Source organism: Streptomyces sp. NPDC018000, from assembly GCF_044328025.1.
GTDB lineage: Bacteria > Actinomycetota > Actinomycetes > Streptomycetales > Streptomycetaceae > Streptomyces.
Window position 1 is genome coordinate 256,099 of the sequence record NZ_JBIRGM010000003.1, and the last position, 23,534, is coordinate 279,632.

17 protein-coding genes are annotated in these 23,534 nt (G+C 69.8%); 3 read left to right on the forward strand and 14 right to left on the reverse strand.

Going from position 1 to position 23,534, the window contains the following annotated elements:
- Positions 1–10 precede the first annotated feature (10 nt).
- A complete protein-coding gene (locus tag ACH4EW_RS09665; protein WP_398253840.1) occupies positions 11–286 on the reverse strand; it encodes a hypothetical protein in 276 nt (91 codons plus the stop codon).
- A gap of 161 nt (positions 287–447) precedes the next feature.
- A complete protein-coding gene (locus ACH4EW_RS09670; RefSeq protein ID WP_398253842.1) occupies positions 448–1,335 on the reverse strand; it encodes a DUF4429 domain-containing protein in 888 nt (295 codons plus the stop codon).
- Between the two features lie 172 nt (positions 1,336–1,507).
- Here ACH4EW_RS09670 and ACH4EW_RS09675 point away from each other — a divergent pair, with 172 nt between their 5' ends.
- Entirely contained in the window at positions 1,508–3,142 is a 1,635-nt protein-coding gene (locus ACH4EW_RS09675; protein WP_398253844.1) for a beta-N-acetylhexosaminidase, read from the forward strand.
- A gap of 63 nt (positions 3,143–3,205) precedes the next feature.
- On the opposite strand, the gene ACH4EW_RS09680 is transcribed toward ACH4EW_RS09675, so the two are convergent.
- From ACH4EW_RS09680 to ACH4EW_RS09720, 9 genes are all read right to left on the reverse strand, one after another.
- On the reverse strand, positions 3,206–5,008 hold the full coding sequence (locus ACH4EW_RS09680) for an IucA/IucC family protein (RefSeq protein WP_398253847.1): 1,803 nt from the start codon (positions 5,006–5,008) through the stop codon (positions 3,206–3,208).
- Positions 5,008–5,553 carry a GNAT family N-acetyltransferase gene (locus tag ACH4EW_RS09685; protein ID WP_398253848.1) on the reverse strand — a complete coding sequence of 182 codons (546 nt, stop codon included), beginning with the start codon at positions 5,551–5,553 and terminating at the stop codon, positions 5,008–5,010. Before ACH4EW_RS09685 ends, ACH4EW_RS09680 begins: the two co-directional genes overlap by 1 nt.
- The gene (locus tag ACH4EW_RS09690) at positions 5,550–6,845 is read right to left on the reverse strand and encodes a lysine N(6)-hydroxylase/L-ornithine N(5)-oxygenase family protein (RefSeq protein WP_398253850.1); all 1,296 of its coding nucleotides are present in this window, start codon (positions 6,843–6,845) and stop codon (positions 5,550–5,552) included. Before ACH4EW_RS09690 ends, ACH4EW_RS09685 begins: the two co-directional genes overlap by 4 nt.
- The gene (locus tag ACH4EW_RS09695) at positions 6,829–8,277 is read right to left on the reverse strand and encodes a pyridoxal phosphate-dependent decarboxylase family protein (RefSeq protein ID WP_398253852.1); all 1,449 of its coding nucleotides are present in this window, start codon (positions 8,275–8,277) and stop codon (positions 6,829–6,831) included. The genes ACH4EW_RS09690 and ACH4EW_RS09695 overlap by 17 nt, the downstream gene beginning before the upstream one ends.
- A gap of 199 nt (positions 8,278–8,476) precedes the next feature.
- A complete protein-coding gene (locus ACH4EW_RS09700; protein WP_398253854.1) occupies positions 8,477–10,450 on the reverse strand; it encodes an Ig-like domain repeat protein in 1,974 nt (657 codons plus the stop codon).
- A 313-nt stretch (positions 10,451–10,763) separates the two neighbouring features.
- Positions 10,764–11,930: an acyl-CoA dehydrogenase family protein gene (locus tag ACH4EW_RS09705; RefSeq protein ID WP_398253857.1), complete on the reverse strand. Its 1,167-nt coding sequence runs from the start codon at positions 11,928–11,930 to the stop codon at positions 10,764–10,766.
- A gap of 29 nt (positions 11,931–11,959) precedes the next feature.
- A complete protein-coding gene (locus ACH4EW_RS09710; RefSeq protein ID WP_398253859.1) occupies positions 11,960–12,898 on the reverse strand; it encodes a hydroxymethylglutaryl-CoA lyase in 939 nt (312 codons plus the stop codon).
- Positions 12,895–14,982, reverse strand: coding sequence for an acetyl-CoA carboxylase biotin carboxylase subunit (locus tag ACH4EW_RS09715; protein WP_398254769.1), 2,088 nt, complete (start codon positions 14,980–14,982; stop codon positions 12,895–12,897). The genes ACH4EW_RS09710 and ACH4EW_RS09715 overlap by 4 nt, the downstream gene beginning before the upstream one ends.
- A 13-nt stretch (positions 14,983–14,995) precedes the next feature.
- Positions 14,996–16,618: a carboxyl transferase domain-containing protein gene (locus ACH4EW_RS09720; RefSeq protein WP_398254772.1), complete on the reverse strand. Its 1,623-nt coding sequence runs from the start codon at positions 16,616–16,618 to the stop codon at positions 14,996–14,998.
- A gap of 920 nt (positions 16,619–17,538) precedes the next feature.
- Here ACH4EW_RS09720 and ACH4EW_RS09725 point away from each other — a divergent pair.
- The gene (locus ACH4EW_RS09725) at positions 17,539–18,285 is read left to right on the forward strand and encodes an IPT/TIG domain-containing protein (RefSeq protein ID WP_398253862.1); all 747 of its coding nucleotides are present in this window, start codon (positions 17,539–17,541) and stop codon (positions 18,283–18,285) included.
- A gap of 220 nt (positions 18,286–18,505) precedes the next feature.
- Here the strand turns inward: ACH4EW_RS09725 and ACH4EW_RS09730 are convergent, their stop codons facing one another.
- Positions 18,506–18,634 carry a hypothetical protein gene (locus tag ACH4EW_RS09730; protein ID WP_398253864.1) on the reverse strand — a complete coding sequence of 43 codons (129 nt, stop codon included), beginning with the start codon at positions 18,632–18,634 and terminating at the stop codon, positions 18,506–18,508.
- 1 nt (position 18,635) lies between these two features.
- Between ACH4EW_RS09730 and ACH4EW_RS09735 the strand changes: the two genes are divergently transcribed.
- Positions 18,636–19,580, forward strand: a complete 945-nt coding sequence (locus ACH4EW_RS09735; protein ID WP_398253867.1) for an IPT/TIG domain-containing protein — start codon at positions 18,636–18,638, stop codon at positions 19,578–19,580.
- Positions 19,581–19,592: 12 nt separating this feature from the next.
- Here ACH4EW_RS09735 and ACH4EW_RS09740 read toward each other — a convergent pair whose 3' ends face one another.
- Both ACH4EW_RS09740 and ACH4EW_RS09745 read right to left on the reverse strand, forming a co-directional pair.
- The gene (locus tag ACH4EW_RS09740; RefSeq protein WP_398253869.1) at positions 19,593–22,265 is read right to left on the reverse strand and encodes a discoidin domain-containing protein; all 2,673 of its coding nucleotides are present in this window, start codon (positions 22,263–22,265) and stop codon (positions 19,593–19,595) included.
- A gap of 75 nt (positions 22,266–22,340) precedes the next feature.
- Positions 22,341–23,438 carry a threonine synthase gene (locus ACH4EW_RS09745; RefSeq protein WP_398253871.1) on the reverse strand — a complete coding sequence of 366 codons (1,098 nt, stop codon included), beginning with the start codon at positions 23,436–23,438 and terminating at the stop codon, positions 22,341–22,343.
- Between the last annotated feature and the right edge of the window lie 96 nt (positions 23,439–23,534).

Sequence of the window (23,534 nt, forward strand, 5' to 3'; positions counted from 1 at the left end):
TGCCCGTTGCTCAGCCGTAGACGATGCGGCGCAGCTGGCGGAGCGAGAGCTCCGGCGGCGCGACCGCCCGGTGCGGCAGTTCGGCCGCGATCCGCTCGAAGATCTCCGTGTTCACCAGGCCGCCGGACTGCAGTTCGCGGTGGCGGCGGCGGACGAAGTCCTCGGTCGTCTCGTCGAAGTACGCCAGCACGTCAAGAACCACCCGGGCGGCCTCACCGCGCTGGAGCGCGGTGCTGCGCACCAGGTGATCAATGAGGTCGTCATGTGACGAGCGGCGTTCGAGCACTCGTTGATATTGCGGTGGACAGGGCGCTTACGCAACAATTCTGCCCGATATCGGGCAGGGGATGATGTGATTAGGCTCTCGGTCGGACCCAAAGGGGAGCCGAGGCGGTCCTCAGGCCGACCGGCACATGGGAGGCGGCGTCCCCCGTGTGCCGGTCGGCCTCAGAGACGCTTCAGGACGGCCTGTTTGGCGGTGGTGAACTCGTCGTCGGTGAGAATCCCCGCCCGGTGCAGCTCGCCCAGCTCTCGCAGCCGACGCAGCAGCACGTCGTGATCGTCGGCGGTCGGTGGTGCGATCTCTGCCCGGGAGCCCTCGACGGCGGCCGCGGCGCCCGTACCCGCCTCCGTCGGGTCCGGCAGCCGGACCAGTACCGCCGCCGCGACCAGTACCGCCGTGTACTCCTTCTTGGACAGCCCCCACAGATCCAGCGAATACGGGTCGAACTCGGCCGCCGGAGCCGGGGTCGGGCCCTTGCCCCGTACGAAGCGCAGATGCCCGTTCTCGAAACCCATGGCGGGCAGCCAGTGCACCCCGGTCACCTCCGACACCGGGAAGACGACCGGGCCGCCCGAGACCTTGGCCTCGTTGGCCTTCCAGTTCCAGGCGAGGCGGATGGTCTTCCCGTCGAACGAGGCCGTGCCGTCCCCGCCGCCTCCGGCGACCGGCACCGCGGGCCCCGGCAGCAGGAACCCGTCCACCGGCCCGGAAGGCACCTGCTCGATCAGCAGGGCGCTGCGCACCTCGCCGACGAAGTACTCCGCTGCTCCGCTCCGGTCCTTTTCCACCGTCAGCTGGTACGGATCCGCGGCGTCCTTGAGCCTGCCGTCCGCGGCCCGCAGGACCGGGCAGGCTCCTTCGCGCAGCCGCAGTCGCAGCCGGCCGCCCTTGCGGTCCGGTTCGAAGGCGATGCCCGACAGGGCCCGGAGCGGGACGACGCACTCACCCAGCTCCTGCCGCAGCGGATGAATGCCCTTCCCCCGGCCGGGCACGATCCGCACCGTCTCGCCGTCGAAGGTCCAGGTTCCGTCGCGCTGGATTATTTCTGCCATGGGCGGATTCTCTCAGCCGCATAACGGGGAAGCGGTCTACACCTTGACCGTGCGTGGGGCAGGCGATACGCATGGTGATGGTTCGTTGCTCAGGAGCTCCACAGGTGTGAGACCGACCGATGCCGCCCTCCATGGGCCGGTCGGTCCGAACCCGTCGAAAGGGACCCGGCTTGTGAGACTGCACAGGACACAGCGCACCGCCCTTCCCCGCCTACTCGGCTCGCTGCTGCTCGTCACAGCGGCCGGTATCTCCGGCGTCGGCGCCGCCCCGGAAGGGCAGGCGGCGAGCAGCGCCCCGGCCACCCCCGCCCCGCCCCGTCCGCTCGGGCAGATACTGCCTGCCCCCGCCGAGGCGAAGCCCGGCGGTTCTCCGTACACCATCACCGCGGACACCAGGATCCGTGTCGAGGACGACTCCCGCGAGGCCCGGAAGATCGGCGACTACCTGGCGGGCGTGCTGCGCCCGTCCACCGGGTACGCCCTGCCGGTCACCGGTCGCGGCGGCGACGGCATCCGGCTCCGGCTCGACTCCCACGACGGGGGATCGGGCGCCGAGGGCTACACCCTGAAGTCGAGCCCCGGCTCCGTCACCATCACCGCACGCCGGCCGGCAGGGCTCTTCCACGGCGTCCAGACGCTCCGTCAGCTGCTCCCGGCCGACGTGGAGAAGCACAGCCGTCAGAAGGGCCCGTGGAAGGTCGCGGGCGGCACGGTCAAGGACGCGCCCCGCTATGCGTACCGGAGCGCGATGCTGGACGTCTCCCGGCACTTCTTCTCCGTCGCCGAGGTCAAGCGCTACATCGACCAGCTCGCCCTGTACAAGATGAACAAGCTCCATCTGCATCTCTCCGACGACCAGGGCTGGCGGATCGCCATCGACTCCTGGCCGCGGCTCGCCACCTACGGAGGGCAGACGGAGGTCGGCGGGGGAGCCGGCGGCTACTACACGAAGAGCGACTACAAGGAGATCGTCCGGTATGCCTCCTCCCGCTATCTGGAGGTCGTGCCGGAGATCGATCTGCCCGGCCACACCAACGCGGCACTCGCCTCGTACGCGGAGCTGAACTGCGACGGTGTCGCGCCGCCGCTCTACACCGGCACCGGCGTCGGCTTCAGCTCGCTCTGTGTCCCGAAGGCCGTCACATACGACTTCGTGGACGACGTGGTCCGTGAGCTGGCCGCGCTCACCCCCGGCAAGTACCTCCACATCGGCGGCGACGAGGCGCACTCCACCAGCCACAAGGACTATGTGGCTTTCATGGACAGGGCACAGGCCATCGTCGGCACGTACGGCAAGACCGTGATCGGCTGGCACCAGCTGACCGGGGGCACGCCGGTGAAGGGCGCGGTCGCCCAGTACTGGGGTTACGACCGGACGGGCGCGGCCGAGCGCAAGCAGGTGGCGGCCGCCGCCGTGAACGGCACGAAGCTGGTGCTGTCCCCGGCCGACCGCAGTTACCTCGACATGAAGTACGACAAGGACACCAAGCTGGGCCTGGCCTGGGCCGGTTACGTCTCCGTCCAGCGCTCCTACGACTGGAACCCGGCGACGTATCTGGACGGCGCCCCGGAGGGTTCGGTCCTCGGCGTCGAGGCGCCGCTCTGGTCGGAGACGCTGACCAACAGCGACGAGATCGAACAGATGGCGTTCCCCAGGCTGCCCGGGGTGGCTGAGCTGGGATGGTCGCCCGCGTCCACACACGACTGGAACACGTACAAGGTGCGGTTGGGTGCGCAGGGGCCGAGGCTCTCGGCGCTCGGCGTCAACTACTACCGGGCGCCGCAGATTCCCTGGGCCGACCAGTGAGGTGACCGATGCCGTCCGGCGACCGTGGTGTTCCCGGTCGCCGGACGGACCCGGCAGATGCCCTCAGTCGCCGGACGGGCCCGGTTTCATGCACTGTCCGGCGATCGGGTTCTTCAACGTGCCGATCAGCTGCAGCGCCCCCGAAGGATCGGTCAGATCGACCATCTGCCTGTTGTTCCGCAGCTGAAGCCGGTTCAGGCAGGACAGCGCGAACTCCTGGGCGAACATGTCGTACTGCTCGAACTTGTCGGCGAGATACGGCACCGACTCCTGGTACCCCATGACGCATTGGGCGACAGTCCGCCAGAACGTCTCCTCGTCGAGTACGCCCTCGCTCGCCAGCCCCGCGCCCAGGAAGCGCAGGAAGCAGTCGAAGACGTCGGTGAGGACCGAGAGCAGTTTCATGTCCTCGGGAACCTCGGCGCGGATCCGCCCGACCTGCGGCGGCAGCACCGCGTCCGGGTCCATGACCGCGATCTCCTCGGCGATGTCCTTGAAGACCGTGCGCCGTACGACCCCGTCCTGAAGGACCAGGATGACGTTCTCGCCGTGCGGCATGAACACCAGGTCGTACGCGTAGAAGCTGTGCAGCACCGGCACCAGGTACGCGTCCAGGTAGTGGCGCAGCCACACCGCGGGGTCCAGCCCCGACTCGGCGATCAGCGCACCGGCGACGGAGTCGCCCTCGTGGTCGGTGTGGAGCAGCGAGGCCATGGTCGCGACCCGCTCGCCGGGGGCCAGGCCGGGGACGGGGCTCTCCCGCCACAGCGCGGCGAGCATTTTCAGGTACGGGGAGCCCTTGGCGGTGGCCGCCTCGTACGTCCGGTGGTGATAGCCGATGGCCGCCCGCTCCCGGATGATCGAAAAGCGGGCCTCGCGCAGCAGCTCGTCGCGCTCGATCAGCTCGGCCAGCCAGTCGTTGATCGCCGGGGTGGCCTCCATGTACGCGGCGGAGAGCCCGCGCATGAAGCCCATGTTGAGGACGGACAGCGCCGTTTTGACGTAATGCCGGTCCGGGTTGCCGGCGTTGAAGAAGGTACGGATGGACTGCTGAGCCAGGTATGCGTCGTCGCCTTCGCCCAGGCAGACCAGATGCTGCTGCGCCAGCTCCCCGGCGAAGGTGACGGCCAGCTTGTTCCACCACTGCCAGGGGTGGACGGGGATCAGCAGATAGCCGTCGAGATCGAGGCCGAGGCCGGACATCGTGGCCCCGAACCGGATCAGGGTCTCCTTGCCGAGCTCGCCCCCGATCAGCGTCTCGTAGTCGAGCCCGGTGCCTGCCGTGAAGGTGGCGCGGTCGCGACGGGCGGCGAGCCAGACCAGACGTATGCCGGCCGCCGCCTCGGGGGCGTACGCCCGGTACTCGTCCACAGCGAAGCCGAGCCGCCCGTTGCTGGCGACGAAGCAGGGGTGGCCCTCGGTCATGCCGGTCTCGATCGCCTGGAACCCGGCCCGGACCAGCTCGGCGGAGGTGACGGGCGGCTTGGTCAGCTTGTACGCGGTGCCGGCCAGGGTGGAGGAGATCTCCTCCAGGTAGACCGGGAGGACCTCTGCCGAGAGGCCGAGCGTGGAGCGCAGCTCGACGATGAACTCGGCCGCATCCAGAGGCAGTTCGCAGCCGCGCCGGTGGCGGGTGATCGAGCCGGCCTCGACCTGCCAGTGGTCGAGGGCGTAGATCCGTGCGGTGAAGCGGTACTCGGTCGCCGCGTCGTCGCTGCGCACCGAGTAGCGGTCGTCGCCGAGCGGTGCGGGGGTCAGCAGCCGTTCGTGGCTGAACTCGGCGAGCGCCTTGCGGATCAGCAGCCGGTTGGCGGTGGCCCAGCGCCCGGGGGTGAGATGGGCGACGCTGTCGATGGTGGCGGACATCAGAGTCCACCCCCGGTCGCCGTGGCGAACTGTTCCCTGGTGCAGGTGCTGAGCAGGGCGTTCTTCTCCGGCTTGGCTATCTCGCCCAGCACCTCGAAGCCGACCGCCTTGTTGAGTGCGTGCACCGCGCTGTTGCGTACATCCGGTTCGACGACGACCCGGCGTACGGACGGGTCGGTGAACATCGTCTCCATCACGGCGGTGATCACGCCGAGCGTGAAGCCGTGCAGCGGGGTGTCGGCCGGGGCGACCAGGAAGTGCATCCCGATGTCGCCGGGCTCGGCGTCGTACAGCCCCTTGAGCTCCACCTCGGCGGGGTCGTACCGCTCCATCAGGAAGGCGGGCTCGCCGTTGTGCAGCCCGATGAAGGCGTCGTGGTGCGGGTGGGCGGCGATCGCCGTGTACTCCCGCTCGACGTCCTGGAGCTTCGCTTCGCCCATCAGCCAGAAGGCGGCCTTGGGGTGGGTGACCCAGCCGTGCACCAGTGCGGCGTCGGCGAGAGGATCGAGGGCGCGAACGGTGAACGTACCGAGGGCAGTGCTCATACGGCGAACTCCTGGAAGGCGATGGACTTCTCGACCGGGTAGTACTCACGGCCGAGCAGCTCGCCGATGATGTACGCGTTGCGGTAGGCACCCATGCCGAGGTCGGGCGAGGTGATCGAGTGGGTGTGCGTGCCCGCGTTCTGCAGGAAGACGCCGTGCCCGGTGATGTCGATGGAGTAGTTGCGGGCCACGTCGAAGCGGCCCCGGCTGTCGTGGCGAAGCCGGTCGGCGATCGGCTCCAGGAAGGCCGGCGGGGCGTAGCGGTAGCCGGTGGCGAGGACCAGGCCCTCGGTGGTGAGGGTGTAGTCCTTGCCCTGCTCGTTCTGGTGCAGCCCCAGCGTGTACGTACCGCTGACTTCCTCATAACTCGCACTGTTCAGCGAGGAGTTGGCGATGAGCCGGGTCGGGGCGGGGCCGGGCAGGTTCTTCCGGTAGAGCAGGTCGAAGATCGCGTCGATCAGCTCGCCGTCGATGCCCTTGAAGAGACCCTTCTGTCCGGACTCCAGCCGGTAACGGGTCTCCTCGGGCAGGGCGTGGAAGTAGTCGACGTACTCCGGGGAGGTCATCTCCAGCGTCAGCTTGGTGTACTCCAGCGGGAAGAACCGCGGTGAGCGCGTCACCCAGTTCAGCCGGTAGCCGTGCACATCGATTTCGGAGAGCAGGTCGTAGTAGATCTCGGCCGCGCTCTGCCCACTGCCGACGAGGGTGATGGACTTCTTTGCCTGGAGGGCAGCCTTCCCTTCCAGATAGCGGGAGTTGTGCAGAAAGTCGCCGCCCAGACCCCGGCAGGCATCCGGGATGTACGGGGGAGTGCCGGTTCCGAGCACGAGCCGCGGCGCCCGGAAGACGCCGCCGGCTGCGCTGCGGACGGTATAGAGCGCGGTGCCCTCGTCGTACGTGACCGAATCGACGGTCGTGTCGAAGCGGACGCTGCCCAGCTTGGCGGCGGCCCAGCGGCAGTAGTCGTTGTACTCGGTCCGCAGCGGGTAGAAGTTCTCCCGGATGTAGAAGGAGTACAGCCGTCCGCGTTCCTTCAGATAGTTCAGGAAGGAGTACGGCGAGGTCGGGTCGGCCATGGTGACCAGGTCCGACATGAACGGCGTCTGGAGATGGGCCCCTTCGAGGAACATCCCGGAGTGCCATGCGAAGTCCGGCTTGGACTCCAGGAACACCCCGTTCAGCTCGTCGATCGGCTCGGTCAGACAGGCGAGCCCGAGATTGAACGGGCCGAGCCCGATCCCGACGAAGTCGTGGGCGCTGCGGGAATCGGGCGGCTCAGGAAGCGCGGTCAAGGGAGTCTCCCAGGTACTGCTCGGCATGGCCGGAGATCAGGTCGAGTACCGCGGCGATGTCCTGCGCGGTCGTTTCGGGGTTGAGCAGGGTGAACTTCAGGTACTGGCGGCCGTCGGCCTTCGTACCGGCGACGACGGCCTCACCGGAGGTGAAGAGGGCCTTGCGGGCGTGGAGATTGGCCCGGTCGATCTCGGCGGGCGCGGTGATGCCGGACGGGATGAAGCGGAACACCAGCGTGGACAGCTGGGGCTCGACGACGACATCGAATCGCGGGTCGGCGGCGAGCAGCCGCCAGCCCTCGACGGCCAGGTCGCAGACCTTGTCGAAGAGCTCACCGATGCCGTCGGCGCCCATGACGCGCAGCGTCATCCACAGTTTCAACGCGTCGAACCGGCGGGTGGTCTGCAGCGACTTGTCCACCTGGTTGGGGATGCGTTCGGCGGCCATCCGCTGCGGGTTGAGGTACTCGGCGTGGTACGTGGCATGGCGCAGCGTGGTCCGGTCGCGGACCAGCAGGGCGGACGAACTCACCGGCTGGAAGAAGGACTTGTGGTAGTCCACGGTCACCGAGTCGGCGTGCTCGATGCCGTCGAGGAGGTGGCGGCGCTCGCGGGAGGCCAGCAGCCCGCAGCCGTACGCGGCGTCGACATGCAGCCAGGTGGAGAACTGCCGGCAGAGCGCGGCGATTTCGGGCAGCGGGTCGATGGAACCGAAGTCGGTGGTGCCCGCGGTGGCGACGACGGCCATCGGTACGGAGCCCCCGGCGACGCACTGCTCCAGGGCGCGGGCCAGTGCCACGGTCTGCATGCGCTTGTTGTGGTCGACGGGGACCGGGATCACCGAGTCCGGTCCGAGGCCGAGGAGTTTCGCCGACTTCTGCACGCTGAAGTGACTGCATTCGGAGGTGAGGAAACGCAGTCGGGTGAAGTGGTGCGGCGGGGTCTTGGCCTCTTCGCGGGCGAGCAGCAGGGCCTGGAGGTTGGACTGTGTTCCGCCGCTGGTGAAGACGCCGTCCGCGGCCGGTCCGAGCCCGATCCTGGCCGCGGTCCAGTCGATCAGCCGCCGCTCGATCAGGGTGCCGCCGGCACTCTGGTCCCAGGTGTCCAGAGAGGAGTTGACAGCCGAGAGCACGGCCTCGCCGAGGACGGCGGGGATGACGACCGGGCAGTTGAGGTGGCCCAGGTAGCGGGGATGGTGGAAGTAGACGGCGTCACGGAGGTAGACGCGGTCGAGTTCGTCGAGGGCGGCGGACGCATCGCCCAGCGGCCGGTCCAGATCGATCGCGTCGACGACGGGAGTGAGCTCGTCGGCGGAAACTCCGGTGAACGGCCGTTCTGTGGCGGCGAGTTTGGCTGCGACCCGTTCGACTCCTGCGGTCACGGAGCGCCGGTAGTGCTCCGCGGTCGTGTCGTTGAGCAGGTGCGAACGCATGAAGGGTCCTCCCGGATGCGGGGAAACTTCATCGGCCCTCAGGGCAGAAGGAAGGGCGAGGACCCGATGTTGAAGTGAGGTTAGCCTAACCTAACTTCAAGCTTTTCCGGGAGTGCGGCGGCCCGATCCGCGCGTACGGGGGGCAGAAGGGCCCCCGGCGGGGGCCCTTCTCCGTCAGGCGGCAGTGGGGTGCTGCCGTCTACTTCGTGAAGTACAGGTACTTCCACGCGCCATGCGTCGTCGAGTTCACGCTGTCGCCCGAGGAACCCTTGATGTACGAGGAGCGCATCCGGGCGCGGATACCGGACTGGCCGGGGGCTTCGAGGCGGACCACGGACTTTCCGTCGGTGCGCAGCGCGAAGTACTCGGGGTCCGTGTCGTACCACTTGCCCTCGTAGTAGACCTGGAGCCCGAAGCGCTGCTGACGGCCCTTGTAGTACGTCATCGACGTGGTGAGGAACGGGTCGGTGCTCTTGTGGAACCAGTAGTACGTGGTGGAGCCGATCTTGCCCGTCTTGTAGTGCTTGGAGACGGAGGTGGAGACCTTCACCTTGGCGTACGCGGTCGACTTCACGGTCTTGGAACCCGAGCGGGCATCGCCCGCGTAGACCGCGGTGACCGCGGTGTTTCGGGTCATGCTCACGGTGACCGACAGGTTGCCCCTGGAGTTGACCGTGCCCTTCTTCAGCAGCTTCTTGGGCTTGTCGGCACCGAAGGGGTCGGCCCAGATCTCGACGGTGCGGTTCTTGTAGGTCTTGCCGAGGTGGGCGGTGAACGAGACTTTGGAGCCGTAGGAGTAGACGCCGCCGTTGCGGTTGAGAGTCAGGGAGGTGGCGGTGCGCGAGACGGCGACCGTGTCCTTGCCCGATGCGGGCGCGTGCGTGGCGTCACCCGCGTACTGCGCCGTGTAGGTGACGTTGCCGCCGGCGGGCGGGGTGTCGCTGAAGGAGAAAGCGCCGGTCGAACCGACCGTCTTCGTGCCGAGCGACTTGCCCTTGGGCGAGTCGATGTCGGTCCGGATGACGGTGACCTTCGTGCCCGCGGGGAAGGACTTGGCGGAGGTCAGTTTGCCGGTGACGCTGAGCTTCTTGGCTCGGGTCGCCTTGGCGGGCGCGGAGACGGAGACCTTGACGGGGTAGCGGGTGGCGTCGTCCAGGACGCGCAGGAACGGCCCGCCGTAGCCGTCGGCGAGTGCGAACAGCTTGGTCCCGTCAGGAGCCCAGGCCAGTCCCCGCGAGGTGATGATGTCACCGCCCGCCGTGCCCTGACCGTATGTGTACGTGCGGAACGGCGCCGTCGCACCGGGCTTGAAGATGTAGATGTCCTTGTCGTACGGGGCGTACGCCGACACGGCGACCGTGCCGTCCGGCGCGATCGCGGCGGAGCTGGGGTCATACGCCTCGACCCGATAGGCACCGGTACGGGTGAGGTCATCGGTGTTGATCGCGGTGGCCGCGTAGGGGGACTCGCCCGAGGCGGCGACGATCTTCTTGCCGTCGGTGCTGAGGGCGAAGTCGTTCATGTAGCTCGTGGCCTCGGGCGGCATGCCCTGCTTGCGCAGGACGGGCGTGCTCGTGGACGCGTCGTACACGGCCAGACTGGACCAGGTGCCGTGGGTACCGAGCACCAGAGTGTTTCCGGCGGACTCCAGTTCGGGGGCGTCGTAATAGCCGACGCCGGGGAGCTGGTCGAGGACGACCTCCGGGCTGTCCTGCGCGGGGTCGAACGAGCCCAGGTGGTGCGAGGGCTGCGCGCCGTACATGAACCAGACCCGCCCGCCCGCCACCGCCAGCGTCTGGGGCCGGGTGTTCTCACCGGTGCCGTACCGGGCGGCGGCCGTCGAGGTGGCCGTCTCGATGGCCACGACGGCGTCGCTGCCCGGAACGGCCGCATAGACGGAACGGGAGCCGGGCGCGATCGCCAGATCCTGTACGCCGGGAAGGTCCCGGACGGTCGCCACGACCTTGCCCGCGTAGTCGGTGACGACGACCTTGTTGCCTTTCGGGTCGCTGATGTAGACCCGCTTGTGGACACCGTCCACGGCCATGTCGCCGTACGACGAGATCGGCAGGGCCTTGCTCGAGTCGGCCACGGCAGGCCCCGTGGTGCCGACGGCCAGCGCCGTCGAGCTGAAGAGGACCGCGAGCGCGGTCGACACGGTGCGCGTACGCACGTTGATGTAACCCCCACAGTGAAACCCGGAGGATGAGCCGGGTGACGAGTCGGGCCGCGCGGCATCCGGACACCATTGTGTGAAGGCGGTGTGCGGGGCGCGGCCGTCACTGTGCAGGTTATGTCATGGCTGTGACAGGCGGGAGCGCATATACGTGGGGGCGGGTGTCTGGGAGTCGCTGACCGGCGCCCCGGCCGACCAGCACCTCGCCGAAGCCGCCGCCCATGGGGAGCGCGACCCGTACGCTGCCTTCACGTCGACCACGGCGCCGGCGGGCCCGGAACCCGGACCCGCCCGGCGCTCAGTCACCCCGTCAGGCCGGCAGCCCCAACTCCCGGGCGATCAGCATCCGCTGCACCTCGCTCGTGCCTTCGCCGATCTCCAGGATCTTGGAGTCGCGCCACATCCTGGCCACCGGGTATTCGTTCATGAAGCCGTAGCCGCCGTGGATCTGGGTCGCCTCGCGGGCGTTGTCGACCGCGACCGTCGACGAGTACAGCTTCGCGATCGCCGCCTCCTTCTTGAAGGGTTCGCCCGCCACCAGGCGCGACGCCGCGTCGCGCCAGCCGATGCGGGCCATGTGCGCGCGCATCTCCATGTCCGCGATCTTGAACTGGATGGCCTGGTTGGAGCCGATCGGCCTGCCGAATGCCTGGCGCTCCTTCGCGTACTTCACCGACTCGTCCACGCAGCCCTGCGCCAGGCCCGTGGCCAGGGCGGCGATGGCGATCCGGCCCTCGTCCAGGATGCGCAGGAACTGGGCGTAGCCGCGGCCCTCCTCGCCCAGCAGGTTCTCCAGCGGGACGCGGACGTCGGTGAAGGACAGTTCGCGGGTGTCCGAGGCGTTCCAGCCGACCTTGGAGTACGGGGCGGCGACGGTGAAACCAGGGGTGCCGGACGGCACCATGATCGAGGAGATCAGCGGGGCGCCGTTCTCCTTGTGGCCGGTCACCGCCGTGACCGTGACCAGGTCCGTGATGTCCGTACCGGAGTTGGTGATGAAGCACTTGGAACCGTTGATCACCCACTCGCCCGTGACCTCGTCGCGCACCGCCGTCGTGCGGGTGCCGCCCGCGTCCGAGCCGGCTTCCGGCTCGGTCAGGCCGAACGCGCCGAGCGCCTCGCCCGAGCAGAGCTTCGGCAGCCACTGCCGCTTCTGCTCCTCCGTACCGAAGCGGTAGACCGGCATCGCGCCGAGCGAGACCCCGGCCTCCAGGGTGATCGCCACGGACGAATCGACCCGGGCCAGCTCCTCCAGGGCGATCCCGAGGGCGAGGTAGTCGCCGCCCATGCCGCCGTACTCCTCCGGGAACGGCAGCCCGAACAGGCCCATCCGTCCCATCTCCCGCACGATCTCGTACGGGAACTCATGGCGCTCGTAGAAGTCGCCGATCTTCGGCGCGATCACATCGTGCGCGAACTCCTCGACGGTGCGGCGCAGTTCCTCGTGCTCGGCGGTCAGCCGGTGGTCCAGGGACATGGCAGGTGTCACTCCTTGTGGGACTGTGTTTATCGCACCGAGAGCGCGCGGACGGTACGGGACGGGCTGGGACGGCCCAGCTGTTCGGCGAGCCACACGCTGGTGGCGGTGAGCGCGTCGAGGTCGACCCCGGTCTCGATGCCGAGACCGTCGAGCATCCACACGAGGTCTTCGGTGGCGAGATTTCCGGTCGCGCTCTTCGCGTACGGGCAGCCGCCGAGGCCGCCCGCGGAGGCGTCCAAGGTGGTCACACCGTGCTGGAGCGCCGCGAGGGTGTTGGAGAGGGCCTGCCCGTACGTGTCGTGGAAGTGCACACCGATGGTGTCGGTGTGCACGCCCTCCTCGTTCAGCTCGGAGAGCAGGTCCTGCACATGGCCGGGCGTGGCGACGCCGATGGTGTCGCCGAGGGAGAGTTCGTCGCAGCCCAGGTCCATCAGGGCCTTGGCGACCCGGACGACCTGGTGGACGGGGACGGGTCCTTCCCACGGGTCGCCGAAGCACATCGACAGATAGCCGCGGACGTGCACCTTGTCGGCCTTGGCCCGGGCGACGACCGGCTCGAACATGGCGAGCGACTCGTCGACGGTGCGGTTGAGATTGCGTTGGGCGAAGGTCTCGGTCGCCGAGCCGAACACGGCGATATGGCGGGCGCCGAGCGCCAGGGCCCGGTCCAGGCCGCGTTCGTTCGGTACGAGTACGGGCAGGGCGACGCCCTCGATGTCTCCGAGGCGGGGGAACAGGTCCTCCGCGTCGGCCAGTTGGGGCACCCACTTCGGGTGCACGAAGCTGGTCGCCTCGATGGTGGTCAGGCCCGCTCCGGCCAGACGGTGGATGAACTCCGCCTTCACCTCGGTCGGTACGACGGCCTGCTCGTTCTGCAGCCCGTCGCGGGCGCCGACCTCATGGATGCGTACCCGTGGGGGCAGATCCCGGGCGGGCACGGTCATGGGCAGGGTGCGGGGTGTCATGCGTCCTCCCCGGGAGCTTCGGCGGGGGCCACCACGGCCAGGATCTGGTCCATGGCGACCGTGGCACCGGCGGCGACATCCAGCTCGGTCACGGTCCCCGCGTGGGGCGCGGAGATCACGTGTTCCATCTTCATCGCCTCGACGACGAGCAGGCTCTGGCCGGCCACGACCTCGTCCCCGACCGCCACCTTCACGACGGTGACGGTCCCCGGCATGGGCGCCGCGAGCGTGTCCGCCCCCGAACGGGCGCCGCCGGCCAGCGACGCCTCCACCGGGTCGTGATCCGTTACGTGCCAGGTGTCGCCGTCGCGGCCCAGCCAGGTCCCGTCCGGGGACGCGGCATGGGTGAACGTGTGGGTGACACCGGCCAGTTCGAGGACCAGGCGGTGCGGGGACAGCTCGATCAGCCTGGCCGTCTCCTTGCCGCCGGGCATCGGGGCCAGCGGGCCGCAGGCGCCCGTCGCGGGCTCCGGCGGCTGTGCGCCCTCCCCGACATGGCCGAACGTCAGCTCGGTGCCCGCCGGGCAGGAGCGCAGCGAGACCTGCACCGGGTCGTGACCCGGCAGCCGGAAGTCGTGCACCGTACGGGCCGGGGTGCCGCCCAGCCGCCAGCCGTTCGCCACGGAGAACGGGTCCACCCAGCCGGAGCCGTCCACGGGGGAGGCGCTCAGCGGGGAGGGCTGCCGCAGCAGCGCCGCCGCCGCGTACACCTCCTCCGGTACCCCCTCCGGCACCAGCCCGGCCACCTCGCGCTCCACCAGACCGGTGTCCAGATCGCCCGCCACCACCGCCGGGTGGGCGAGCAGCCGGCGCAGGAAGCCTGCGTTCGTCGGGACGCCGAGGATCACCGTGTCCGCGAGCGCCGTACGGAGCCGGCGCAGGGCGGCGGCGCGGTCGGGGCCGTACGCGATGACCTTCGACAGCATCGGGTCGTACAGGCTGCCGACCTCGCTGTCCGCGGCGAGGCCGGAGTCCGTCCGTACGCCGTTGCCCTGGGGCTCGTGCAGCGCGAGCACTCTGCCGCCGGACGGCAGGAAGCCGCGGAACGGGTCCTCCGCACAGATCCGGGCCTCGATCGCATGGCCGGTGAGCTTTATGTCCTGCTGCTCGTACGGGAGTTGCTCGCCCGCCGCGATCTTGAGCTGCCACTCCACCAGGTCCAGGCCGGTGATCAGCTCGGTGACCGGGTGCTCGACCTGGAGACGGGTGTTCATCTCCATGAAGTAGTACGAGGCGGGGTCGTTGCCCGGGACGATGAACTCCACCGTGCCCGCGCCCACATATCCGCAGCTGCGGGCCGCCTGGACGGCCGCCTCGCCCATCGCCGCCCGGGTCTCCTCGTCGAGCAGGACGGACGGCGCCTCCTCGATGATCTTCTGGTGGCGGCGCTGGAGCGAGCACTCGCGCTCGCCGAGGTGGACCACGTTGCCGTGGGCGTCCGCCAGCACCTGGATCTCGATGTGCCGGGGCCGGTCGATCCACCGCTCCACGAGCAGAGTGTCGTCGCCGAACGAGGCGCGTGCCTCGCGCCGGGCGGCCGCGATCTCGTCCGCGAGCAGCGCCTCGTCGCGCACCAGCCGCATGCCCTTGCCGCCGCCGCCCGCCGATGGCTTCAGCAGTACGGGCGTACCGATCTCTCGGGCTGCGGTGTCCAGCTGGGCGTCGGTGAGCCCGCTCCCGGACGAGCCCGGCACCACCGGGACTCCGGCCGCCGCGACCGTCTCCTTGGCCCGGATCTTGTCGCCCATCAGCGAGATGGCCGAGGCGGGCGGACCGATGAAGACCAGCCCCGCCTCCGCGCACGCCCGCGCGAAGCTCGCGTTCTCGGCGAGGAAGCCGTACCCGGGGTGGACGGCCTGCGCGCCGGTGCGGCGGGCCGCGTCCAGCAGCGCGGGCACGCTCAGATAGCTCATCGAGGCCGGCGCGGGCCCGATCCGTACCGCCGTGTCGGCCTCCCGCACATGCCGGGCGTCCGCGTCGGCGTCGCTGAAGACGGCGACGGACCGGACGCCGAGCTCGCGGAGGGTCCGGATGACCCGGACCGCGATCTCGCCGCGGTTGGCGACAAGAACGGTGTCGAACATCGTCATCTGTTCCTCACATCCGGAAGACGCCGAAGCCGGGCGCTGCGTGGTCCTTTTGGGGAAGTGGAGCGTTGGCGCACGCGGTCAGAGCGAGCCCCAGCACCTGCCGGGTCTCCAGCGGGTCGATCACGCCGTCGTCCCAGAGCCGGGCGGTGGCGTAGTACGCGTTGCCCTGCGTCTCGTACTGCTCGCGGATCGGCGCCTTGAAGGCTTCCTCGTCCTCGGTGCTCCAGTCGTCGCCCAGCTGGTCGCGCTTGACCGTCGCGAGGACGGACGCGGCCTGCTCGCCGCCCATGACGGAGATCTTCGCGTTGGGCCACATCCACAGGAAGCGCGGTGAATAGGCCCGCCCGCACATCGAGTAGTTACCGGCTCCGTACGACCCGCCGACCACGACGGTCAGCTTCGGCACACGCGTGCAGGCGACGGCTGTGACCATCTTGGCGCCGTGCTTGGCGATGCCGCCGGCCTCGTAGTCCCGCCCCACCATGAAGCCCGAGATGTTCTGCAGGAAGACCAGCGGGATGCCGCGCTGGTCGCACAGCTCGATGAAGTGGGCACCCTTCTGGGCGGACTCGGAGAACAGGATGCCGTTGTTGGCGACGATCCCGACCGGGTGGCCGTGGATTCGGGCGAAGCCGGTGATCAGCGTCGTCCCGTACTCCGCCTTGAACTCGGCGAACCGGGAGGCGTCCACCACCCGGGCGATCACCTCCCGTACGTCGTACGGCGTCCGGGAATCGACCGGGACGGCCCCGTACAGCCCCGCGGCATCGACCTTCGGCTCCTCGACCGGCTGCACCGACCACGGAAGCGCCCCGCGCTCGGGCAGCGTGGCGACGATGTTCCGCACGATCCGCAGCGCATGCGCGTCGTCCTCGGCGAGATGGTCGGTCACCCCCGACGTACGGGAGTGCACCTCGCCGCCGCCCAGCTCCTCGGCCGTCACGACCTCGCCGGTCGCGGCCTTCACAAGCGGCGGACCGCCCAGGAAGATCGTGCCCTGATTGCGGACGATCACGGCCTCGTCGCTCATCGCGGGGACGTACGCCCCACCTGCCGTGCACGAGCCCAGCACCGCCGCGATCTGCGGAATGCCGGCCCCCGACATCCGGGCCTGGTTGTAGAAGATCCGCCCGAAGTGCTCCCGGTCCGGGAAGACCTCGTCCTGCATCGGCAGGAAGGCGCCGCCGGAGTCGACCAGGTACAGGCAGGGGAGCCGGTTCTCCAGCGCCACTTCCTGGGCGCGCAGGTGCTTCTTCACGGTCATCGGGTAGTACGTGCCGCCCTTGACGGTCGCGTCATTGGCGACGATCACGCACTCCCGGCCGCTGACCCGGCCGATCCCGGCGATCACCCCGGCCGCCGGGGCGGCGCCGCCGTACAGCCCCTCGGCCGCCAGCGGGGCCAGCTCCAGAAAGGGGGAGCCCGGATCGAGCAAGGTGTCCACCCGGTCCCTGGGCAGCAGCTTGCCGCGCGCCACATGCCGGGCGCGGGCCTTGTCACCTCCGCCGAGCCTGGCCGTGGCGAGCCGCCTGCGCAGCTCGTCGGCGAGCGCGTGATGCGCCGCCTCGTTGGCCTGCCAGGCCTCGGAGGCGGGATCGGCCGCGCTCACCAGCACCGGTGCCTGCTGCATCGTGTCGAGCCCCCTTGCCCGTACCGCAGTGGTTACGACCTCGCCCACGATTGTCAGCGGCGTCGCCACCACTGCAAATCGTGGGCGAGGTCGTTAATGAGCGTTAACGTCTGCCTTCAGGTTAACGACCGCTAACAGCCTTGTCCAGGCCGATCGGCGGGTGCCCGCAGTGGTTCCGGCGGGTATCGGCCGCGTGCGTCCCGCAGGGGCGGGGGCGCGGCGGGCCCGGAGCGGTGGATTCGCCGGGTACGGCCTCGTCGCCGCGGACCCGGGACGCGAGCTGCCTCTCTCCGGCTGCCCGCCGTTTCTCCCGCTGTCCACCGTTCGAAGTCATCGGGGCCGCTTCGGGTTCCTGGGGCGCATGAGGGGACAGGCGGCGGATTCGCGTCCCCTCGGCGTGCCGATCGCCCCGCCCCTGTGCGCTCGTCTGTTCAGGTGGCCGGCTGTCAGGACGCTTGTGTCATATTCCATTTGTATGGGTCACTTGGGAATCCGAACCGGTGGGCCGCCCATCCCTCTCCGGGGGAGCGCGGAACCGTTCTGTTCGCCGGCCGTCCATGCGTGACGGACTCGGCATCGTTTGCTCCGGACGGCCGCGATGGGCGCCCCTGTAGAGGACTTGGACCCGACCAGTCGTCCCTGCCGGCCAGCGGCAGGGGCTGGTGCGACAGCCCCCGGCCTCTGCAAGGGAGCGGTGCGCGGGTCGTCCGCGCACACCGAGTACCTCGTCGTCGAGGCCACGAGCGTGGCCACGGACTCTCCGGCCCGCGTGCGGTCATTGCCGCCGTGAGCGAGTCGGCATCAGTCACGTGAGCACGACAGCGCCCGGTGGTCCAAGTCATGGCCATGGGCCTTGGTCTGGGTCTGACGTAGAGCCAACTTCCATACGTGACAGGTCAGTTCAAACGCGGAGGACGACCATGCCAATCACTCCGAACCAGGGATCCACCGGTGGCGGCACCACCGTCACCATCACCGGCACCAACCTCACGGGCACCACCGCTGTACTCTTCGGCGCCCACCCGGCCACCGCTGTCACCAACGTCTCGCCCACCCAGGTCACCGCTGTCTCGCCGTCCGGCTCCGGCACGGTCGATGTGACGGTGATCACCCCGGGCGGAACCAGCAATCCGGCACCGTTCTTCTATGTCGGCGCCCCGTTCAAGTCCGGTCTGAGCGTGAGCTCGGGCCCCACCGCAGGCGGCAACACCATCGTCATCAGCGGCACCGGCCTGTCCACCGCCACGGGGGTGTCGTTCGGCGCCAACACCGTTACGCCGACGGTGCTTTCGGACAGCCAGATCAGTGTCGTCGTGCCCGCGGGTGCGGCAGCCGGACCGGTGAGCGTCAGTGTGACCACCGCCGGAGGCACCAACAACGGTCTGTCGTACACGTACATCGACATCCCGACCATCACCGGGACCACTCCGGCTTCCGGGCCGACATCCGGCGGAACGGCGGTGACCATCACGGGCACCAACCTGACCTCGACGAGCCAGGTCACGTTCGGCGGCGTGCCGGCACCGTTCTCGGTCATCAACGCGACGACGGTGTCCGCCGTCACCCCGCCCGGCGCCGCCGGTGCGGTCGACGTCACGCTCTCCAACCCTGCCGGCACGGCCACGGACGTCGGCGCCTTCACCTATGCGGCAGGCCCCGGCATCTGATCCGCCACGAGCGCGGCACCGACTGCCGAAGCGGAACAGCGCCCGGCACCGGTACCGCCTACGGATGCATGACGTCCGCCCCGGTCCGGGACATTACGCGCCCGGCCGGGCGGACCCCCGGCACCACTCGCTCGGCGCCGCCCGGACAGGTCCGGGCGGCGCCCCGGTCCCCGCATCCCGTCCACAACGCCCCGATCACATCCCGTCGATCACATCACCCCTACAGGAGGACGGCTGTGGAGAGCTCCGACAGCTCAATGCCCCACGCTTCGCAATCGTCGACGGCCACGGCGGCCCCCGTCATCACCACGATCAGCCCTTCCTCGGGGGCCGCCGGAACGGTCGTCACGTTGACCGGCACCGGCTTCACCGGTGCCACCTCGGTCGGTTTCGGTACCGTGGCCGCCGCGTTCACCGCCGTCTCCGCGACACAGGTCACCGCGGTGGCCCCCGCCGCGCCCGTCGGCACCGTCGACGTCAGGATCACCACCCCCGGCGGCACCAGCGCCGGGATCCCCTACACGTATGCCGCCGTACCGGCTCTGGGTAGTGTGGCTCCGGCCCAGGGGCCACTCGCGGGTGGGAACAGCATCACCTTGTCCGGGACCGACTTCACCGGAACAACCGCCGTTCGCTTCGGTGCGAACGCGGCGAGTGCGTTCACCTTCGTCTCGCCGAACCAGCTGACCGCGGTTGTCCCCACCGGCATCCCGGGGCCGGTTGCCGTCACGGTCACCACGCCCGGCGGCACCAGCAGCCAAGCCGTCTTCTACTACTACCTCGCCGCACCGACTCTCAGTAATGTCGTTGCCGGGTCCGGCCAGGTCGGCGGTGGCAACTCCGTGACGCTGACCGGCGCGAATCTCCTTCAGGCCACGGCGGTTCGCTTCGGCGCGACGGCGGCGACCAACTACACCATTGTGTCGGCCACGGAGATCAGAGCGACGGCGCCGCCCGGTGCCGCCGGCACCGTCCCGGTCACCGTCACCACGCCCGGTGGCACGAGCAACGGTGTGACCTACGCGTATCTGAGTGCGCCGGTCGTCGTCGGCCTGGTACCCAACCAGGGGCCGACGGCAGGCGGCAACACCGTGACTCTCACCGGCACCGGACTGACGCATGCCACCGCAGTACTGTTCCACAGCGTGCCCGCCGCCTTCACCGTGGTCTCCGACACCCAGCTGACAGCCACGCCACCGCCCGGGGTGCCGGGCACGGTCAGCATCAGGGTCGTCACCCCTGGCGGCACCAGTATCGGCGTTCCTTACACCAGGGTTGACCCACCCGGCGTCTGAGCGGGACAGCCCTCAGGGCTGCGTGACCCTCAACTCTGTTACCCCTGGCGGCTTTTCCACGTCTTCCGAAGCGACCTTCAGCCGCACCTGCCGAGCCACCGCACCCGACCCGTACGGCCGCCAGTCCGTGCCGTTCACCGATGTCTCCAGGAGGTAGGAGGAGAAGCGTGCGTCCGTCCACTCCGGCTCGATCGAGGTCACCGGGGCCGCGCGCCCCAGGTCCACCGTCAGTGTGCCCGTCGCGCCGTTCGGGGACCAGGCCGTGGCCGGGCTGCCGTCCACCGCGGCGGCCGCGTACAGGCCGGGGGTCTCGGAAGTCGCCGTCGCCGGGCGGCAGCGGGCCGCGTCCGTCGTCCGGGCGAGGTCGGGGCGTCGGGTGGCGAGGGTGAGCGTGCTGGTCAGGAGGCGGGGACCGGTGGGGGTGTGGACGGTGAAGGGGGCGCCGGAGGTCAACCGGACCGTCGTCGTCAGGGGTCCGATCGCGATGTCGTACGTACGGCCCCGATAGCGCAGCCCCGTCAGCGTGACGCCCTTGCCCAGCTGCGGCGGCAGCAACGGATCGAGGCGCACTCCGTCCTCCCGCAGCCGAAGGCCCGTCAGACCGTGTGTGAGGACCTGGAGGAATCCGCCCTTCCCGGTGAGGAAGTCCTGGGCGGGGGAGCCCGACAGCCGGTCCTGCGCGCCCGCTTTCGCCCCCCGGGCCTCGCTGAACAGGGCGTACGGGCCGCGCATGAACGGGCGCACGGCACGCTGGAGATAGGTGTACGTTGCGCAGCCGGGTGCCCCGATCGCGGCTGCGCCGATCGCCTGGACCGAGTCCGTCATCGCAGGGCCGTCCGGATCGGTGCGCGCGGCGTAGTAGTCGAGCGTGGACGCCCGGGCACCCGGCTCCATCGGCCATTCGAGTGGGTAGATCAGCAGCACCGCGTCGGCCTGCTTGATCGTCGAGCCGTTGTAGCCCGCGTACTGAAGGAAGAGTTTCCGCTTCGGGTCGTACGGGATGCGCAGACCGTCTGCGATCCGCGTCCACACGGCCGGTGCGGGGTGCCCCAGCAACTGCGCCGCGCGGGTGGCGTTGCGCAGGGCGGTGGCCGCGACCGCGTTGGTGAAAACCCCGTCGGTGACGCCGTTGCTGTACTCGTCGGGGCCCGCGACGTCCTTCAACGAGTAGCTGTCGTCGTCGTTCGCGGTAACCCGCGAGGCCCAGAAGTCGGCGATCCCCTGAAGCAGCGGCCACCCGTGCCCGGCCAGCCAGTCGCGGTCCCCGGTCGCCAGGTAGTACTGCCAGACGGCGAGCGAGATATCGCCCTGGAGGTGAATCTGGGTGATGCAGTGCGGGGGGTCCCAGCTCTGGCACTCGGTCAAGAGCCTGCCCTTGCTCGCGCTCGTCCACGGGTAGAACAGGCCCCGGAATCCCAGCTTCTGAGCGTTGGCACGGGCGGCCTCGCGTGTGCGGTAGCGGTACTCGACGACCGATCGGGCCAGTTCGGGCCGGGTTGCGAGCAGCCCCGGGTACATCCAGGTCTCGGCGTCCCAGAACACCAAGCCGGCGTAGTTGTCGCTGGTCAGGCCGGCCGGTGCGATGCTGTCGCGGGACCCGGTCCGGGTGGAGGCGAGCAGTCCGTACTGCGCCGACCGCAGCCACTTCTGCAGCTCCGGACTGTCCGGTACGGAGATGTCGGCCGCCCAGGCCCGCCGCCAGGCGGCGGCGTTCGCAGCGAGCACACCGGACCAGCCGCGCCGGGCAGCGCGCCGGGACGCCTCACGGGCGGCAGTGCTCGGGGCGGACGCGGTGAGCGCGGTGTCCACTCCGACGTACTTCTCGAAGGTGTACGTGCGCCCGTCGCGTACCCGGAACGTGCTGCGTTCCCGGTCCGTGCTGCGTTCCCGGTCCGTGCTGTGCTCCCGGTCGGTGCCGCTCACCCGCTCCGACTCCGGTCCGTAGGTGCGCATCGTCTGGACGATCGCGCCCGCTGTTCCGGTGCCCCGCGTGCGGAACGTTCCGTCGCTGTTGAGCGTGATCCTGCGTGCGCCCCGCGGGTCGAGGCGGCCGGTGACGGTCGCCGTACCGTTCCAGTGCGGTGTCATGCGCAGTCGTACGGCGCCGGTGTGCACATCGGACCGGTCGGCGAGCACCTCGTACGTCAGGTCCGTCGCGCGCCCGTCGGCTGTGGTCCAGCGCAGCGACGTACGCACCAGGCCGCAGCGCAGGAACACCGTCTGACGGTAGTGCGAGATCCGGCCCGGAGGCGTGGCCGGGCCGTAGGTCTCGTCGCCGACGCGTACGTCGAGGTTCGTCCAGCTCGGCAGTGCGGCGACCACCTCGCGGCCGGCGGCGAGGTCCTTGTCGCGCCCGAACAGGCCGGAAACAAAGGCGCCGTCGTAGCGCGGAGTGAACAGCGGCCAGCCGGTCTTCTCGCTCGAAGCGGCGTATCCGGCGCCCGTGGGGGGCACTCGGTGGGCCAGATATCCGTTGCCGGCGTAGGGGGCGTATCCGCCGGCTTCGCCGAACCGGGTGGAGGTCGGCGCCCAGGAGGGGTCGGTGTCCCGGCCGCAGGCCGTGGACGCGGGCGGCAGGGGAGCGGCCGCGTACGAGAGAGGCGGCAGCGGCGCGAGCAGCGCGCCCGCGACGAGAGACGTCAGGGATGCCAGGGACGTGAGGAGACAGACGCGCGAGAGGCTCACCGTACGAAGGTATGGACGCGCGCGCCGAGCGGTGGTGCACGGCGCGCGGCGCGCGGGTGAACGGCCGGGGCCCCGTCAGCCGGCGAGGCCGGTTTTGAGGCCCGCGCCGCACAGGGGTACCACGACGCTCCGGTCCGTCCAGCCGCCGACCGCCGCCCAGCAGGCGACGCCCGTCGTCTCCACATAGAACCCGCGGGCGGCCAGATCCAGCTGCGCGGTGCGGATCTGATCCTCGGTCACCGTGAGGAAGGTGCCGCCCGATTCCCGTACCGCGGCCAGGATGGCATGGGCGCGCGGCGGGCGTGGGATGGCGATGCCCTCGGCAAGGGTGGGGGTGGCTGCGCCGGCCGGGGTGTCGAGCAGTCCGTCCGCATCCGCGCGGAAGGCGGCGGCCAGCGGTGATACGGCCTCGGCCTGTACGGCGATCAGCGCCGGGCGTTCGTCGATCAGCCCCTGGGCGTGGAGTTCGGCGGTGGCCAGGGCCGCGCCGAGGAGGAGGGTGCCGTTGCCGACCGGTACGGCGATGGCGTCCGGGAGCCGGCCGCCGAGGTCCTCCCACATCTCGTACACGTAGGTCTTCGTGCCGTGCAGGAAGTACGGGTTGAAGACATGCGAGGCGTAGAAGGTGCCTGGGGCGTCGGCGGCGGTACGGGCGGCCAGCGCGGTGGCCTCACGGCCGCCGGGGACGATCTCCAGGCGGGCGCCGTGGGCCCGGATCTGTTCGGTCTTCTTCGGGGACGTGCCTTCGGGGACGTACACCGTGCAGGGGAGTGAGGCGCGGGCGCAGTACGCGGCGACGGCCGTGCCGGCGTTGCCGCTGCTGTCCGCGATGACGCGTTCGGGCGAGAGGCGGCGGGCCAGTTCGGCGAGCATCACGGCGCCGCGGTCCTTGAAGGAGAGCGTCGGCATCAGGAAGTCGAGCTTGGCCGTGACCGTGCCGGTGAGCGGAACGAGCGGGGTGCGGCCCTCGCCGAGGGTGGTCGCCGGCGAGGCGAGGGGCAGCGCCTCTTCGTAACGCCACAGTGAATTTACGCGTCCGGTCAGGGAGTTGAGCGAGAGCGGCCCGGCGACCTCGAAATCGAGGTCCCAGGGGCCGCGGCAGACCGGGCAGCACCAGGTGAGGGTGGTGGTTTCTGCGCGGGTGCCGTCCTGTGGGCAGAGATACATGGCCATGCCTGTCAGCATGTCAGGCGTGTGGCGACCGAATGGTGAAGGGGTTGCACACCTCGACGCACCCTTGTGCGATTCCCATGGATCGGTCAACCTTTC

Bases quoted from the DNA above. Each gene is read 5' to 3' on its own strand.
- ACH4EW_RS09670 (WP_398253842.1), bottom strand. From the start codon at position 1,335: ATGGCAGAAATAATCCAGCGCGACGGAACCTGGACCTTCGACGGCGAG.
- ACH4EW_RS09680 (WP_398253847.1), bottom strand. From the start codon at position 5,008: ATGTCCGCCACCATCGACAGCGTCGCCCATCTCACCCCCGGGCGCTGG.
- ACH4EW_RS09685 (WP_398253848.1), bottom strand. From the start codon at position 5,553: ATGAGCACTGCCCTCGGTACGTTCACCGTTCGCGCCCTCGATCCTCTC.
- ACH4EW_RS09695 (WP_398253852.1), bottom strand. From the start codon at position 8,277: ATGCGTTCGCACCTGCTCAACGACACGACCGCGGAGCACTACCGGCGC.
- ACH4EW_RS09705 (WP_398253857.1), bottom strand. From the start codon at position 11,930: ATGTCCCTGGACCACCGGCTGACCGCCGAGCACGAGGAACTGCGCCGC.
- ACH4EW_RS09710 (WP_398253859.1), bottom strand. From the start codon at position 12,898: ATGACACCCCGCACCCTGCCCATGACCGTGCCCGCCCGGGATCTGCCC.
- ACH4EW_RS09715 (WP_398254769.1), bottom strand. From the start codon at position 14,982: ATGTTCGACACCGTTCTTGTCGCCAACCGCGGCGAGATCGCGGTCCGG.
- ACH4EW_RS09720 (WP_398254772.1), bottom strand. From the start codon at position 16,618: ATGCAGCAGGCACCGGTGCTGGTGAGCGCGGCCGATCCCGCCTCCGAG.
- ACH4EW_RS09725 (WP_398253862.1), top strand. From the start codon at position 17,539: ATGCCAATCACTCCGAACCAGGGATCCACCGGTGGCGGCACCACCGTC.
- ACH4EW_RS09745 (WP_398253871.1), bottom strand. From the start codon at position 23,438: ATGGCCATGTATCTCTGCCCACAGGACGGCACCCGCGCAGAAACCACC.